The organism is Streptomyces aureocirculatus (assembly GCF_000720475.1).
In the GTDB taxonomy this organism is placed as follows: domain Bacteria; phylum Actinomycetota; class Actinomycetes; order Streptomycetales; family Streptomycetaceae; genus Streptomyces; species Streptomyces aureocirculatus.
In genome coordinates this window covers 17,250-30,528 of sequence record NZ_JOAP01000016.1, presented here as the reverse complement: position 1 = coordinate 30,528, position 13,279 = coordinate 17,250, and the positions used below count along the sequence as shown (strand labels likewise).

Below are 13,279 nucleotides of genomic sequence, written 5' to 3'. Positions count from 1 at the left end.
GGTACGTACGTACGGCCGGGATGACCCAAGGAGTCGTTATGCGCACAGCTTTGGTTCTCGGTGGCGGTATGGCGGGCCTGGTCGCGGCCCGGGTGCTGGCCGACCACGCCGAGGAGGTGATGGTGCTGGAACCCGACGACGTCGCGGTGGATCAGCCGCGGCAGCGGCGTGGTGTGCCGCAGAGCGCGCACGCCCACATCCTGCTCGGCCGTGGCCGGCAGATCCTGGGGGACCTCTTTCCCGGACTGTTCGACGTGATGATCGGTCACGGCGCGGAACTGCTCGACTTCGAGCGGGACGGTGGCTGGTACGCCGACGGGCTGCGCCGGGTGGCGGTGCCGGGTGACGACATGCTGAGCATGACCCGCCCCTTCCTGGAGTGGCATCTGCGCCGCGACGTGCTCAGGTCGGGGCGGGTACGGTCCGTGCGGGCGAAGGCGACCGGGCTCACCCTCACCGGCTCCCGGGTGGACGGGGTGCGGATCGCACGGGTGGACGGCGGCGGCGCGGGGACCCCCGGCGGGCCGGGGGAACGGATCGCCGCCGATCTCGTCGTCGACGCCACCGGACGGTCGAGCCGACTCGGCGACTGGCTGCGGGAGAGCGGTTTTCAGGAACCGCCCCGCCGCCGCGTGGGCTCGGACATCGGCTACGCGACCTGTCTGTTCCGCCGTGAGCCGGGGCAGCGCCTCGCCGGTGTCCGGGCCGCGCACTCCACCCGGACGCTGCGCTCCGGGCGGCCGGGGGCCAGCTCCCTCAGCCCCGTCGAGAACGGCCGGTGGATCGCGCTGACGACGGGCTTCGCCGATGACCGACCGGGGCGCTGCTACGACGAGTTCGTGGCGCGCTGCATGGCGGACGTGGAGCCGATGCGGGAACTCGTGCGTGCGTGCAAGCCGATCGGGGAGGTGGCGGTGTACCGCTTGCCGGCCAGTGTCCGCCGGGACTTCCACCTTCTCGGCGACGGCTTCCCGGCCGGACTCGTCGTGTTGGGCGACGCCGTGGCCTCGTTCAACCCGGTCTACGGCCAGGGCATGACCGCGGCGGCGCTGCACGCCGAGGCGCTCGGCCAGTGGCTGCGGTCCGCTCCGGACCTGCGCCGGCCGGCCGGTGCGTACTTCAAGCGGATCGCCGCCGTCGTCGACAACGCCTGGGAGACATCCGCCCAGCAGGATCTCTTCCTGCCGCACGTCGCCGGGAAGCTGACCGTGGGGCAGAAGGCCCAGCTCTACCTCCGGGACCGGCTGATCGACGGCTGCATCACCGACATGAAGGTGCACCGGAGTTTCCTCGACGTGGTGAACATGCGGACCGGACCGCGTACGCTGCGGCGACCCTCGATCCTGTTCCGCGCGCTGCGCGCGCCACGACGACAGCCGACACTGCGGTGACTGATAGGCTAAAAAAGCACGGCCGAGCGTACATATTTCCTGCGAACATACCGCACTATGCGGCTGCCAGTCAGGCAGACGGCGACGCACAGGAGGCTCCGAGGATGCCGGACCGCACATGGTTGATCACGGGTACGTCGACCGGCATCGGGCGCGCCCTGACCGAGACTCTGCTGGAGCGCGGCGAGCGGGTCGCGGCCACGGTCCGTGCGCCCGAGGTGCTGGCCCCGCTCGTCGAGGCCGCGGGTGACAGGTTGCTGCCGCTCATCCTGGACACCACCGACCCCGAGGGTGTCACGCGGGCGGTGGAACGGGCCCACGCCGCCTTCGGACGGATCGACGTGGTGGTCAGCAACGCCGGATACGGCCTGTTCGGCGCCGCCGAAGAAGTCACGGACGAGCAGATCGAGCGGCAGCTCGCCACCAATCTGCTCGGCCCGATCCGGCTGGCCCGCGCCGTGTTGCCGCTGCTGCGAGCCCAGGGAGGCGGCCGGTTCGTACAGATCTCCAGCGTGGGCGGCCTTGTCGCCCTGCCGCACCTGGGCGTCTACCACGCCTCCAAGTGGGGCGTGGAAGGGTTCTTCGAGTCCCTGCGTGCCGAGGTCGAGCCGTTCGGAGTCCAGGTCACGCTGGTCGAACCCGGCGCCGTCCGCACCGACTTCGCGGGCCGCAGCGGGGAGCTTGCGCCGGCGCTCGCGGAGTACGCCGACACACCGGCCGGGCAACTGCGCCAGGCGTTCGAGCACGGCGTCATCCCGGTACCCGGCGACCCGCGCAAGGTCGCCCGCGCCGTCGCGGACCTGGCCGACCGCGAGCGGGCCCCGCTGCGGCTCGTGCTCGGCAGTGACGCGTTCGCACTCTTCCAGGGCGCGCTCCGCGACAGGCTCGGCGAACTGGAGGAGCAGAAGGACACGGCGCTTTCGACGGACGCCGACGCCACGGTCTGAACCGCACACCACTCCGGTTCGGACCGGACACCACTCCGGTCCGAGCCGCACACCCTTCCCGTATCCGTATCCGTACCCTTCCGCATCCGCACACCGACCGTACGATTGCCGAGGCGTCCCACCATGGTGAATCCCCTCAACACCAAGGCCACACTGTTCCGTTCGTTCCACGCCGAGGGCGAGCTGCTCGTGCTGCCCAACGCCTGGGACGCCTGTAGCGCCGTCGTGATGGAACGCGCCGGCGCAGCCGCCGTCGGCTCCACCAGCGCCGGTGTCTCCTGGTCCCTGGGCCGCCCCGACGGCCAGCGGCTGACCCGGGACGAGATGGTCGCCGCGGTCGGCCGGATCGCCACCGCAGTTCAGATCCCGGTCACCGCCGACATCGAGGGCGGATACGGCCCGACCCCCGAGGACGCGGCCCTGACCGTCACCGCGGTCGCGGCCGCCGGCGCTGTGGGCGTCAACCTGGAGGACGCCCCGGGCGCGGACGGCGCACCGCTGATCACCCCGCCCGCGCAGGCCGAACGGATCGCTGCCGTCCGGGAGGCGGCCGTCGCGGCCGGTGTGCCCGACCTCGTGATCAACGCCCGTACCGATGTGTACATGGCGCAGGTGGGCGAGGCGGACGGACGCTTCGACCTCGTCCTTGAGCGCGCCAAGGCCTACGCCGAGGCGGGCGCCGACGTGCTGTTCGTGCCGCTGCTCCTCGATCCGGGAACCCTGACCCGCCTGGTGGCCGAGGCACCGCTGCCGATCAGCGTCATGGCGTGGCCGGGCGGACCCACCGTCGCCGAGCTGAAGGCGACGGGCGTCCGCCGGATCAGCGTGGGTACCGCGCTGGCGCAGGCGGCCTACACCGCCGCGGATCGCGGGACGCGTGAGCTGCTGACCGAGGGCACCTATGAGACCAGCGTGAACTCGCTGAACGTGTTCGAGCTGAACACCTTCCCCCATCTGTCCGACGAGTGAGGAGGCAGCGGGCGGCCGGGTTCGTGTGACGTCCGGCTTTCCCGAGTGCCCTCTCTCCTCGCGCGCGGCAGCACCCCGTGGCCGGTCACCCCGGCCACGGGGTGCTGCTCGTCGTCCGGCCGACGCCGCTGCGCGACCACCCTCGCGGGGCTGTATATCGTTATGCGGAGTCATTGGCGCCTGAATGGATTGTCGATGCCCCGGTGTGCGTCGGCGGCCGTGCGGCGGGCGGGCCGGGGAGCGGTCCCGCGTGGGAGACGGCATGAGGAGTACGGCATGAGTGACAGTCCCGCGGCGCGGCTTCAGGTGCTCTTCGAGGGGCACCGGCTGACACCGACCCAGCGGCGCATCGCGCACTGCATGGTGCGGCGTGCCGCCGACGCGCCCTTCCTCTCCAGCGTCGAGCTCGCCGACCTCGCCGGCGTCAGCCAGCCCTCCGTCACCCGCTTCGCCGTCGCGCTCGGCTTCGACGGCTATCCGGCGCTGCGGCGGCACCTGCGCGAGGTGGCCCCCGCGGAGGCGGGTGCCGAGGCCGATCTGAACGAGTACCAGCAGGCGGTCGAGGCGGAGATCGAGAACCTGCGGCACCTGGCGGAGCTGCTCGCCGACCCGGCGCCGGTGGAGCGCGCGGGGCATCTGCTCGCCGCCTCCCGGCCGCTGCCCGTGCTCGGCCTGCGGGCCGCGGCGTCCCAGGCGTACGGGTTCTCGTACTTCGCCGCCAAGGTCCACCCCGACGTACGCCTGCTGGACGAGGGCGGCACCATGCTGGCCGACCGCGTCGACGCCGCGGTGCGGGCCGGGGCGACGGCGCTGCTCTGCTTCGCGCTGCCCCGCCATCCGCGCGAGGTCGTCGCCGCCCTGGAGTACGCCAGGGCGGCGGGCCTGACCGTGGTCACCGTCGCGGACTCCGCGTTCGCTCCGGTCGCCGCCCACTCCGACCTGCTCCTGCCCGCCGCCGTCGGCACCGGCCTCGCCTTCGACACGGCCTGCGCGCCCATGCTGCTCGGCCGCGTGCTGCTCGAAGCCCTGTGCGACGGGCTTCCGGATGCCCAGGCCCGCCTGGAGGAGTTCGACGCGGGGGCGGCGGAGCGTGGGCTTTTCGTGGAGTGAGTGGTCCTCTGGCCGGAGGGGGAGCCGTTGATCGCGCTGCGCGCTCGTCCTCAAGCGCCGGACGGGCTTTATTTGTCCGTCTCACGCCGCAGCACCAGCTTGTTCACCGCCCACAGGGCGATGCCGATCAGGAGGAGCACGCCCGCGCGGATGTAGACGTCCGCCGGGCGGTCGGCGAGGGGGCTGGCCAGGGTGAGGGCGGTGATGGCGCCGAGGACGGGGAGGACGGTGGGGGTGCGGAAGTGGTGGTGGTCGACGGGGTCGCGGCGCAGGACGAGGACCGCGACGTTGACGACGGCGAACACGCACAGGAGCAGGAACGCCGTGGTGTCGCCGAGGCCCTCGATCTCGCCGGTGGAGACCAGGCCGACGGCGAGCAGCGAGACGAAGACGATGCCGACGATCGGGGTGCGGCGGCGCGGCAGGACACGGCTCATCGCGCGCGGCAGGATGCGCTCGTTGGCCATGCCGTAGCAGAGGCGTGAGGCCATCATGATGTTGATGAGGGCCGAGTTGGTGACCGCGAACAGGGCGATGAGCGCGAAGAGTTTGTGCGGGAAGTCGACGCCACCGGCCTTCACCACCTCCAGGAGGGGGCCGCTGGAGCCCGACAGGGTCCTGTAGTCCACGAGGAGGGAGGAGACCAGGGCCACCAGGACGTAGATGGTGCCGGTGACGGCGACCCCGATGAAGATCGCCTTGGGGAACGTACGCGTCGGGTCCTTGGTCTCCTCGGCCATGTTGACCGAGTCCTCGAAGCCCACGAAGGCGAAGAACCCGAGCGCCGTGGCCCCGAGCACGCCGGTCATCAGGGCGTACCCGGTGCCGGACGCCTCGAACTCGGTGAGCCTCGCGGGCTCCCCGTCCCCGCTGAACACCGCCCACGCGCCGATCGCGAGGATGATCATCAGGCCGGTCAGCTCGACCACCGTGAGCACGACGTTGGTCTTCACGGACTCCGAGACCCCGCGCAGGTTCAGCGCCGCGAGCACCAGGATGAAGGCGATGGCCACCAGGGTCGGGGGCAGCGCGTCACCGGTCAGCTCGGCCAGATAGTCGCCGCTGAAGGCGCGGGCCGCCGCGCTCGCCGACGAGAGCCCGGAGGCCATCACCATGAACGCGACGATGAAGGTGAGGAAGGGGACCTTGAACGCCTTCTGCGTGTAGAGGGCCGCGCCCGCCGCCTTCGGGTACTTGCCGACGAGTTCCACGTACGAGGCCGCCGTCAGGATCGCCACGACGAACCCGATCGCGAACGGCACCCACAGCGCGCCGCCGACCTTCCCCGCGACCTTGCCCGTGGTGGCGTAGATGCCGGTGCCGAGGATGTCGCCGATCACGAAGAGGATAAGGAGCTTGGGGCCGAGTACGCGCCGCAGGCCCGGATCCTCGGCGGCCGGTGGTGCGGTGGTGCCACTCGTTCCTGACGTCGTCACAGGAGCCTCCCCCGAGGGTGACGGTGAGCCGCTGCCGGCTGGGGAGGACCTTCTGCCCGCCCCGGGCGCCGGTGAAGCGGGAGTTGAGCATCCTCAGAGCTCGTTGTCGAGCGATCTCATGATTCGTTGTCCCGTGCTCTCAGAGCTCGCGCAGCGCGTCCCGCACCCCGCCGCCCGCCTCGGCGACGACCTCCGCCACGCTCTGCGGCTCCCGCACCACGCCGAACCGCACCGTGCCGCCCGCCTCCTGCGGATCGGCCACGAAGCCATGGATACCGGGCCTGACCAGGCTGTTGTACGAGTAGTGGTGGGCGAAGCAGTAGGCGCCGGTGTCCAGGACGGCCACGTAGTCGCCCTGTTCGAGTGGCGGCAGCTCCCGGTCCCTGGCGAGCAGGTCACCGGCGAAGCAGGCCGGGCCCGCGATGTCCTGGCGGACGGCGGGACCGGACTTGGGGCGCCCCTTGGCGTCGTACGCGGCGATCCTGAGGGGCCAGGACTCGGGCACGTACACCGTCCGCGTCGCCACCTGCACGCCCGCGTGCGTCAGCGCGATGCCCCGGCCGCCCGCCGACTTCACGTACTCGACGCGGGCGAGCAGCGTCCCGTGCTTGGCGAGCAGCGACCGGCCGAACTCGGTGACCAGGCCGTAGCGTCCGTCGAAGAGCCCGGGCACCTCGCGCCGGAGGAGCCGCGCGTAGTCGGCGTACGTCGGCGTCTCCTCGTCCGACGCGAAGTTGACGGGGAGCCCCCCGCCGATGTCGAGCGTGTCGATCTGGCGCCGCCCCGCGCGGGCGTTGATCTCCTCGGCGAGCGCGTACGTGGCCGCGACACCGCCCGCCATCAGCTCCAGGGGCATGCCCTGCGAGCCGGAGTGCGTGTGCAGTCGGGTCAGCCACGGACGGTCCAGGTACGCGCGCACCAGCCACTCCCGGGCGCCCTCGTCCCGTAGCGGCACCCCGAACTTGGAGGTGGCGGTCGCCGTCGAGAGCGCCTCGATGGCACCACCACCGACCTGCGGGTTCACCCGTATCCCGACGGGTGAGCGGGTGGGCGCGGAGCGCACGAGCGCGTCGATGCGGGCCAGCTCCTGCGCGTTGTCGGCGTTGACGGCGATGCCGAGCGCGAGGGCCTCGCGCAGTTCGGCCGGGGTCTTGGCCGGGGAGTCGAGGACGGTGTGCGTCGGGGGCGTGCCCGCGGCGCGGGCGAGAGCCAGCTCACCAGGGCTCGCCACCTCGGCCCCCACCCCGGCGGCGGCGAGCAGCCGCAGCACCGGGACCAGCGGGGCCGCCTTCACCGCGAAGGCGTGCAGGACGGGGGTGCCGGGCGCGGTGACCTCGTCGAAGGCGGCGCGCAGCGCGGCGGCCGAGGCCCGTATCCCCGCCACGTCGAGCAGCCCGGCGAGCGGCAGGTCGGGGCCGACGAGACCCTGCTCGACGGCGGCGCGGACGGCCTGGTCGCGGCGGAGGGCCTGGTCGCGGCGGGCGGCGGGGTCGGGGAGAGCGGTGGGGGGAGCGGAGGGGAGTGCGGTGGGCGGAGTGGAGGGGAGAGCGGAGTTGTCTGGACCCATGTGATCCAGACAATCACCCGTACGCGGCGACCGCTGCCCCATGACGCTATTGACTAGTTCTATTCACGGCAGCAGGATGTGAATAACAACGTCACAGCAGGACAGCATGCGAGGAGGCACCCCCATGTCAGGACCCCGCCCCGTACGGGCCCCGCGCGGCACTGAACTGAGCGCCCTGGGATGGCAGCAGGAAGCGGCCCTGCGCATGCTGCAGAACAACCTCGACCCGGAGGTCGCCGAGCACCCCGACAAGCTCGTCGTCTACGGCGGCACCGGCAAGGCGGCCCGCGACTGGCGCTCCTTCGACGCGATGGTGCGCACCCTGAAGACCCTCAAGCAGGACGAGACGATGCTCGTCCAGTCCGGCCGCCCCGTCGGCGTCATGCAGACCCACGAGTGGGCGCCGCGCGTGCTCATCGCCAACTCCAACCTGGTCGGCGACTGGGCGAACTGGGAGGAGTTCCGCCGCCTTGAGGCGCTCGGCCTCACCATGTACGGCCAGATGACCGCCGGTTCCTGGATCTACATCGGCACCCAGGGCATCCTCCAGGGCACGTACGAGACGTTCTCCGCCGTCGCCGCCAAGAAGTTCGGTGGCACGCTCGCCGGGACGATCACCCTCACCGCGGGCCTCGGTGGCATGGGCGGCGCCCAGCCGCTCGCCGTGACGATGAACGACGGCGTCGCGATCTGTATCGACTGCGACCCGCGCGCCATCGAGCGCCGCATCGAGCACAAGTACCTGGACGTCAGGGCCGACTCCCTGGAGCACGCGCTCCAGCTCGCCGTCGAGGCCCGCGACGCCCGCCGTCCGCTCTCCATCGGCCTGCTCGGCAACGCCGCCGACCTGCTGCCGCGGCTGCTCGCCGAGGGCGCGCCGATCGACATCGTGACGGACCAGACCTCCGCCCACGACCCGCTCGCGTATCTGCCCTCGGGCGTCGACTTCGACGACATGGCCGCGTACGCCGCCAAGGACCCGGCGGGCTTCACCACCCGCGCCCGTGAGTCCATGGCCAAGCACGTCGAGGCCATGGTCGGCTTCATGGACGCGGGCGCGGAGGTCTTCGACTACGGCAACTCCATCCGCGGCGAGGCCCAACTGGCCGGATACGACCGGGCCTTCGCCTTCCCCGGCTTCGTTCCCGCCTACATCCGCCCCCTCTTCTGCGAGGGCAAGGGCCCCTTCCGCTGGGCGGCCCTTTCCGGCGAGGCCTCCGACATCCACAAGACGGACAAGGCGATCCTCGACCTCTTCCCGGAGAACGAGTCCCTGGCCCGCTGGATCAAGATGGCCGGTGAGCGCGTCCACTTCCAGGGCCTGCCCGCCCGCATCTGCTGGCTCGGCTACGGAGAGCGCGACCGCGCGGGCGAGCGCTTCAACGACATGGTGGCGTCCGGCGAGCTCCAGGCCCCCCTCGCCATCGGCCGCGACCACCTGGACTGCGGCTCCGTCGCCTCCCCGTACCGCGAGACCGAGGCCATGCTCGACGGCTCCGACGCGATCGCCGACTGGCCCCTGCTCAACGCGATGGTGAACGTGGCGTCCGGCGCGAGCTGGGTCTCCCTGCACCACGGCGGCGGCGTCGGCATGGGCCGCTCGATCCACGCGGGCCAGGTCTCGGTCGCCGACGGCACGAAGCTCGCGGGCGAGAAGGTGCGGCGCGTGCTCACCAACGACCCCGGCATGGGGGTCATCCGGCATGTGGACGCCGGGTACGAGTCCGCGGACGCGGTGGCCGACGACCGGGGTGTGCGCATCCCCATGCGGGAGGGCGAGTGACCGCGCCGTCGCATCGGCCTGCGGCCTCGTCCTCAAACGCCGGACGGGCTGCAACCTTCACGCACATGTGGGATGACCTGCGCCCCATCGGGCGCGACCCCGAAACCGGCGGCTACCGTCGCTATGCCTGGACGGGCGCGGACGCCGACTGCCGGACCTGGTTCCAGGAGCAGGCCGAGGCCCGCGGCCTGACGTACGAGACGGACCGCAACGGCAACCAGTGGGCATGGCTCGGCGACCCTGCCGCGGGGGACGCCGTCGTCACCGGTTCCCACCTGGACTCCGTCCCGGACGGCGGCGCGTTCGACGGCCCCCTCGGCGTGGTGTCCTCCTTCGCCGCCCTGGACGAACTCCGGGCCCGCGGCGCCGAGTTCACCAAACCCCTCGCCATCACCAACTTCGGTGACGAGGAGGGCGCCCGCTTCGGCCTGGCCTGCGTGGGCTCCCGGCTCACCGCGGGCAAGCTGACCCGCGAAGCGGCGTACGAGCTGCGGGACGCGGACGGCGTCAGTCTCCCGCAGGCGATGGAGGCAGCGGGGTACGACCCGGCGGCCATCGGCCCCGACCCCGAACGCCTGGCCCGCATCGGCGCGTTCGTCGAACTCCACGTGGAACAGGGCCGCGCCCTCGCCCTGTCCGACAACGGCTCCGGGGAGGGCTCCGGCGCCCCGGTCGGCATCGCGAGCGCCATCTGGCCGCACGGCCGCTGGCGCTTCGACTTCCGCGGCGAGGCCAACCACGCGGGCACCACCCGCCTCGTGGACCGCAGGGACCCCATGCTGTCGTACGCCGAGACGGTCCTCGCGGCCCGCCGCGAGGCGGAACTCACGGGTGCCCTCGCCACCTTCGGCAAGATCGCCGTCGAGCCGAACGGCGTCAACGCCATCCCCTCCCTGGTCCGCGGCTGGCTGGACTCCCGGGCCGCCGACCAGGACACCCTGGACACGGTGGTGACGGCGATCGAGAAGGCGGCCCGCGAGTACGGGGACCGGCACGGCATCGACGTGGACGTCGTCCGGGAGTCCTTCACGCCCGTCGTCGAGTTCCAGCACGCGCTGCGCGACGAACTGGGCCGGGTCCTGCGCGAGCGCACCGGGCGCGCCCTCCCGGTGCTCGGCACCGGGGCCGGACACGACGCGGGTATTTTGTCCGAGTCGATCCCGACCGCCATGCTGTTCGTACGCAACCCCACGGGCGTCTCGCACTCGCCCACCGAGCACGCCGACGAGGACGACTGCCTGGCCGGGGTGCACGCCCTCGCGGACGTACTGGAAGGTCTCGCGTGCCGATGACGCCACAGACGCCGAAGTCGACGTACTGGCTGGAACACGCCTGGCTTGACCCGGTCGTCGAGCCAGGCGTCGCCCTCGACATCGACACCGGCGGCCGGATCGCCGCCGTCCGGCGGGGCGTCGAGACCCCGCCGCCCGGCGCGACGGTGCTGCGCGGCCTGACCCTGCCCGGCCTCGCCAACGCCCACTCGCACGCCTTCCACCGCGCGCTGCGCTCCACCGTCCAGGTCGGCAGCGGCACGTTCTGGACCTGGCGCGAGGTCATGTACTCGGTCGCCGACCGGCTCACCCCCGAGACGTACCACGCCCTCGCGCGGGCCGTTTACGCCGAGATGGCGCTGGCCGGGATCACGGCCGTCGGCGAGTTCCACTATCTGCACCACGCGCCCGGCGGCACCCCCTACGCCGACCCGAACGCGATGGGTGAGGCGCTGATCGCCGCCGCGGCCGACGCGGGCATCCGCATCACCCTGCTCGACACGGCGTACGTGGCCGCGGGCCTCATCGACGCCACGCGGGGCGTGGCCCCCAACCGCCACCAGCTCCGTTTCTCCGACGGCACGACGCAGGCGTGGGCCGAGCGGGTGTCGCTGCTGTCGGACCACGACCACGCCCGTATCGGCGCTGCCGTGCACTCCGTACGGGCCGTCCCGGCACGGCAACTGGCGACCGTCGCCGAGTGGGCCTCCGTACGCGGCGCCCCGCTGCACGTCCACCTCTCCGAGCAGAAGGCCGAGAACGAGGCCTGTATCGCCGCCCACGGCCGCACCCCCACCCGCCTGCTCGCCGACCACGGAGTCCTCGGCCCCCGCACGACCGGCGTGCACAACACCCACCTCACCGACGAGGACATCGCCCTCATCGGCGGCTCCGGCACCGGCACCTGCATGTGCCCCACCACCGAACGGGACCTCGCCGACGGCATCGGGCCCGCGCCCGCCCTCCAGCGCGCCGGCAGCCCGCTGTCCCTCGGCAGCGACAGCCACGCCGTCATCGACCTCTTCGAAGAGGCCCGAGCCATGGAGCTCGACGAGCGCCTGCGGTCCCACACCCGTGGGCACTGGACCGCCGCCGCCCTCCTGCGGGCCGCCTCCGCCGACGGCCACGCCGCCCTCGGCTGGCCCGACGCCGGCACCCTCGAACCCGGCGCCCTCGCCGACTTCACCACCATCGCCCTCGACTCCGTCCGCACCGCGGGGGCCGTGCCCCGCCTCGGCGCGGAGGTGGCCGTCTTCGCCGCCTCCGCCGCGGATGTCCGGCACACCGTGGTGGGCGGCCACCAGGTCGTGCGCGACGGGGCGCACACGGCGATCCCCGATGTGGGGGCGGCGCTGGGGGAGGCGGTGGCGGCGTTGCACTGACCTTCGCGGGGCGCCCCAGTCCCGCCCCTTCTCCGATCCTGGGGCTCCGCCCCAGACCCCGCTCCTCAAACGCCGGAGAGGCTGAATTTCTCGCCGGTGCTGCGAGAAATTTCAGCCCGTCCGGCGTTTGAGGACGAGGCGCGGAGCGCCGATACGGGGTCTGGGGCGGAGCCCCAGTTTCGGGAAAGGGGCGGGATTGGGGAGCCCCCGGCAGGGCCCCCGGCCAGCACCCCTATCTCCGGACAGGACAATGACCACCACCGCCATCACCAACATCGCCACCCTCGTCACCAACGACCCCACCCTGGGAGAGGGCCCCCTCGGCCTCATCGAGAACGCGGCCCTCGTCCTGGAGGGCGAAACCGTCGCCTGGGCGGGCCCGACCGCCAAGGCGCCCGCGGCGGACGACACGTACGACGCACAGGGCCGCGCGGCCATCCCCGGCTTCGTCGACTCCCACAGCCACCTGCTCTTCGCGGGCGACCGCACCAAGGAATTCAACGCCCGCATGGAGGGCCGCCCCTACGAAGCGGGCGGCATCCGCACCACGGTCACGGCGACCCGCGCGGCCACGGACGCCGAACTCGAAGCGAACGTCACCCGCTACCTCCGAGAGGCCCTGCTCCAGGGCACCACCACGTTCGAGACGAAGTCGGGCTACGGCCTGACGACGCAGGACGAGGCCCGCGCCCTGCGCATCGCGGCGCGCCACACCGACGAGGTGACGTTCCTGGGCGCCCACATCGTGTCGCCGGACTACGCCGAGGACCCGGCGGCGTACGTGGAACTCGTCACCGGCGAGATGCTGGAGGCATGCGCGCCGCACGCCCGCTGGGTGGACGTGTTCTGCGAGAAGGGCGCGTTCGACGGTGACCAGGCGCGGACGATCCTGACGGCGGGCAAGGCGAAGGGCCTGCACCCCCGCGTCCACGCCAACCAGCTCTCCTACGGCCCCGGCGTCCAGCTTGCCGTGGAGCTGGACGCGGCCTCGGCCGACCACTGCACGCACCTCACCGACGCGGACGTCGACGCCCTCGCGAACAGCGGCACGGTGGCGACCCTCCTGCCCGGCGCCGAGTTCTCCACCCGCGCCGAGTGGCCGGACGCACGGCGCCTCCTGGACGCGGGCGCGACGGTGGCCCTGTCCACGGACTGCAACCCGGGCTCGTCCTTCACGTCGTCGGTCCCGTTCTGCATCGCGCTTGCCGTACGGGACATGGGCATGACCCCGGACGAGGCACTGTGGGCGGCGACGGCGGGCGGCGCGGCGGCCCTGCGGCGCACGGACGTGGGCCGCCTCTCCCCGGGTGCGCGCGCGGACCTGGCGCTCCTGGACGCCCCGAGCCATGTGCACCTGGCGTACCGGCCGGGGGTGCCGCTGGTGGCGGAGGTATGGCGCCGAGGCACCCGTACGAACTGAGCT

The 13,279-nt window shown here is 72.5% G+C and carries 10 protein-coding genes; 8 read left to right on the top strand and 2 right to left on the bottom strand.

Going from position 1 to position 13,279, the window contains the following annotated elements:
- Window positions 1-38: 38 nt before the first annotated feature.
- From IG78_RS0116260 to IG78_RS0116245, 4 genes are all read left to right on the top strand, one after another.
- Entirely contained in the window at window positions 39-1,391 is a 1,353-nt protein-coding gene (locus IG78_RS0116260) for an FAD-dependent oxidoreductase (RefSeq protein WP_030563668.1), read from the top strand.
- 104 nt (window positions 1,392-1,495) lie between these two features.
- Window positions 1,496-2,338: an SDR family oxidoreductase gene (locus IG78_RS0116255; RefSeq protein WP_030563666.1), complete on the top strand. Its 843-nt coding sequence runs from the start codon at window positions 1,496-1,498 to the stop codon at window positions 2,336-2,338.
- 123 nt (window positions 2,339-2,461) lie between these two features.
- On the top strand, window positions 2,462-3,307 hold the full coding sequence (locus IG78_RS0116250) for an isocitrate lyase/PEP mutase family protein (RefSeq protein WP_030563664.1): 846 nt from the start codon (window positions 2,462-2,464) through the stop codon (window positions 3,305-3,307).
- Window positions 3,308-3,583: 276 nt separating this feature from the next.
- Window positions 3,584-4,417: a MurR/RpiR family transcriptional regulator gene (locus tag IG78_RS0116245; protein ID WP_030563662.1), complete on the top strand. Its 834-nt coding sequence runs from the start codon at window positions 3,584-3,586 to the stop codon at window positions 4,415-4,417.
- Window positions 4,418-4,485: 68 nt separating this feature from the next.
- On the opposite strand, the gene IG78_RS0116240 is transcribed toward IG78_RS0116245, so the two are convergent.
- On the bottom strand, window positions 4,486-5,853 hold the full coding sequence (locus IG78_RS0116240) for an APC family permease (RefSeq protein WP_030563660.1): 1,368 nt from the start codon (window positions 5,851-5,853) through the stop codon (window positions 4,486-4,488).
- A 139-nt stretch (window positions 5,854-5,992) separates the two neighbouring features.
- Complete coding sequence (locus IG78_RS0116235; RefSeq protein WP_169749697.1) at window positions 5,993-7,420, bottom strand: type III PLP-dependent enzyme domain-containing protein; 1,428 nt, start codon at window positions 7,418-7,420, stop codon at window positions 5,993-5,995.
- A gap of 124 nt (window positions 7,421-7,544) precedes the next feature.
- Between IG78_RS0116235 and hutU the strand changes: the two genes are divergently transcribed.
- The 4 genes from hutU (at window position 7,545) to hutI (ending at window position 13,276) form a co-directional block, all read left to right on the top strand.
- Entirely contained in the window at window positions 7,545-9,203 is a 1,659-nt protein-coding gene (hutU, locus tag IG78_RS0116230) for a urocanate hydratase (RefSeq protein WP_030563656.1), read from the top strand.
- 65 nt (window positions 9,204-9,268) lie between these two features.
- Window positions 9,269-10,495 (top strand): allantoate amidohydrolase, encoded by a 1,227-nt coding sequence (locus IG78_RS0116225; RefSeq protein WP_030563654.1) that lies wholly within the window; start codon window positions 9,269-9,271, stop codon window positions 10,493-10,495.
- A complete protein-coding gene (locus tag IG78_RS0116220; protein ID WP_030563652.1) occupies window positions 10,492-11,856 on the top strand; it encodes a formimidoylglutamate deiminase in 1,365 nt (454 codons plus the stop codon). Before IG78_RS0116225 ends, IG78_RS0116220 begins: the two co-directional genes overlap by 4 nt.
- A gap of 250 nt (window positions 11,857-12,106) precedes the next feature.
- A complete protein-coding gene (hutI, locus tag IG78_RS0116215; protein WP_030563650.1) occupies window positions 12,107-13,276 on the top strand; it encodes an imidazolonepropionase in 1,170 nt (389 codons plus the stop codon).
- The last annotated feature ends 3 nt before the right edge of the window (window positions 13,277-13,279 follow it).

Coding starts and splice junctions, on each gene's coding strand:
- IG78_RS0116260 (WP_030563668.1), top strand. CDS start 39: ATGCGCACAGCTTTGGTTCTCGGTGGCGGTATGGCGGGCCTGGTCGCG.
- IG78_RS0116255 (WP_030563666.1), top strand. CDS start 1,496: ATGCCGGACCGCACATGGTTGATCACGGGTACGTCGACCGGCATCGGG.
- IG78_RS0116250 (WP_030563664.1), top strand. CDS start 2,462: ATGGTGAATCCCCTCAACACCAAGGCCACACTGTTCCGTTCGTTCCAC.
- IG78_RS0116245 (WP_030563662.1), top strand. CDS start 3,584: ATGAGTGACAGTCCCGCGGCGCGGCTTCAGGTGCTCTTCGAGGGGCAC.
- IG78_RS0116235 (WP_169749697.1), bottom strand. CDS start 7,420: ATGGGTCCAGACAACTCCGCTCTCCCCTCCACTCCGCCCACCGCACTC.
- hutU (WP_030563656.1), top strand. CDS start 7,545: ATGTCAGGACCCCGCCCCGTACGGGCCCCGCGCGGCACTGAACTGAGC.
- IG78_RS0116225 (WP_030563654.1), top strand. CDS start 9,269: ATGTGGGATGACCTGCGCCCCATCGGGCGCGACCCCGAAACCGGCGGC.
- IG78_RS0116220 (WP_030563652.1), top strand. CDS start 10,492: ATGACGCCACAGACGCCGAAGTCGACGTACTGGCTGGAACACGCCTGG.
- hutI (WP_030563650.1), top strand. CDS start 12,107: ATGACCACCACCGCCATCACCAACATCGCCACCCTCGTCACCAACGAC.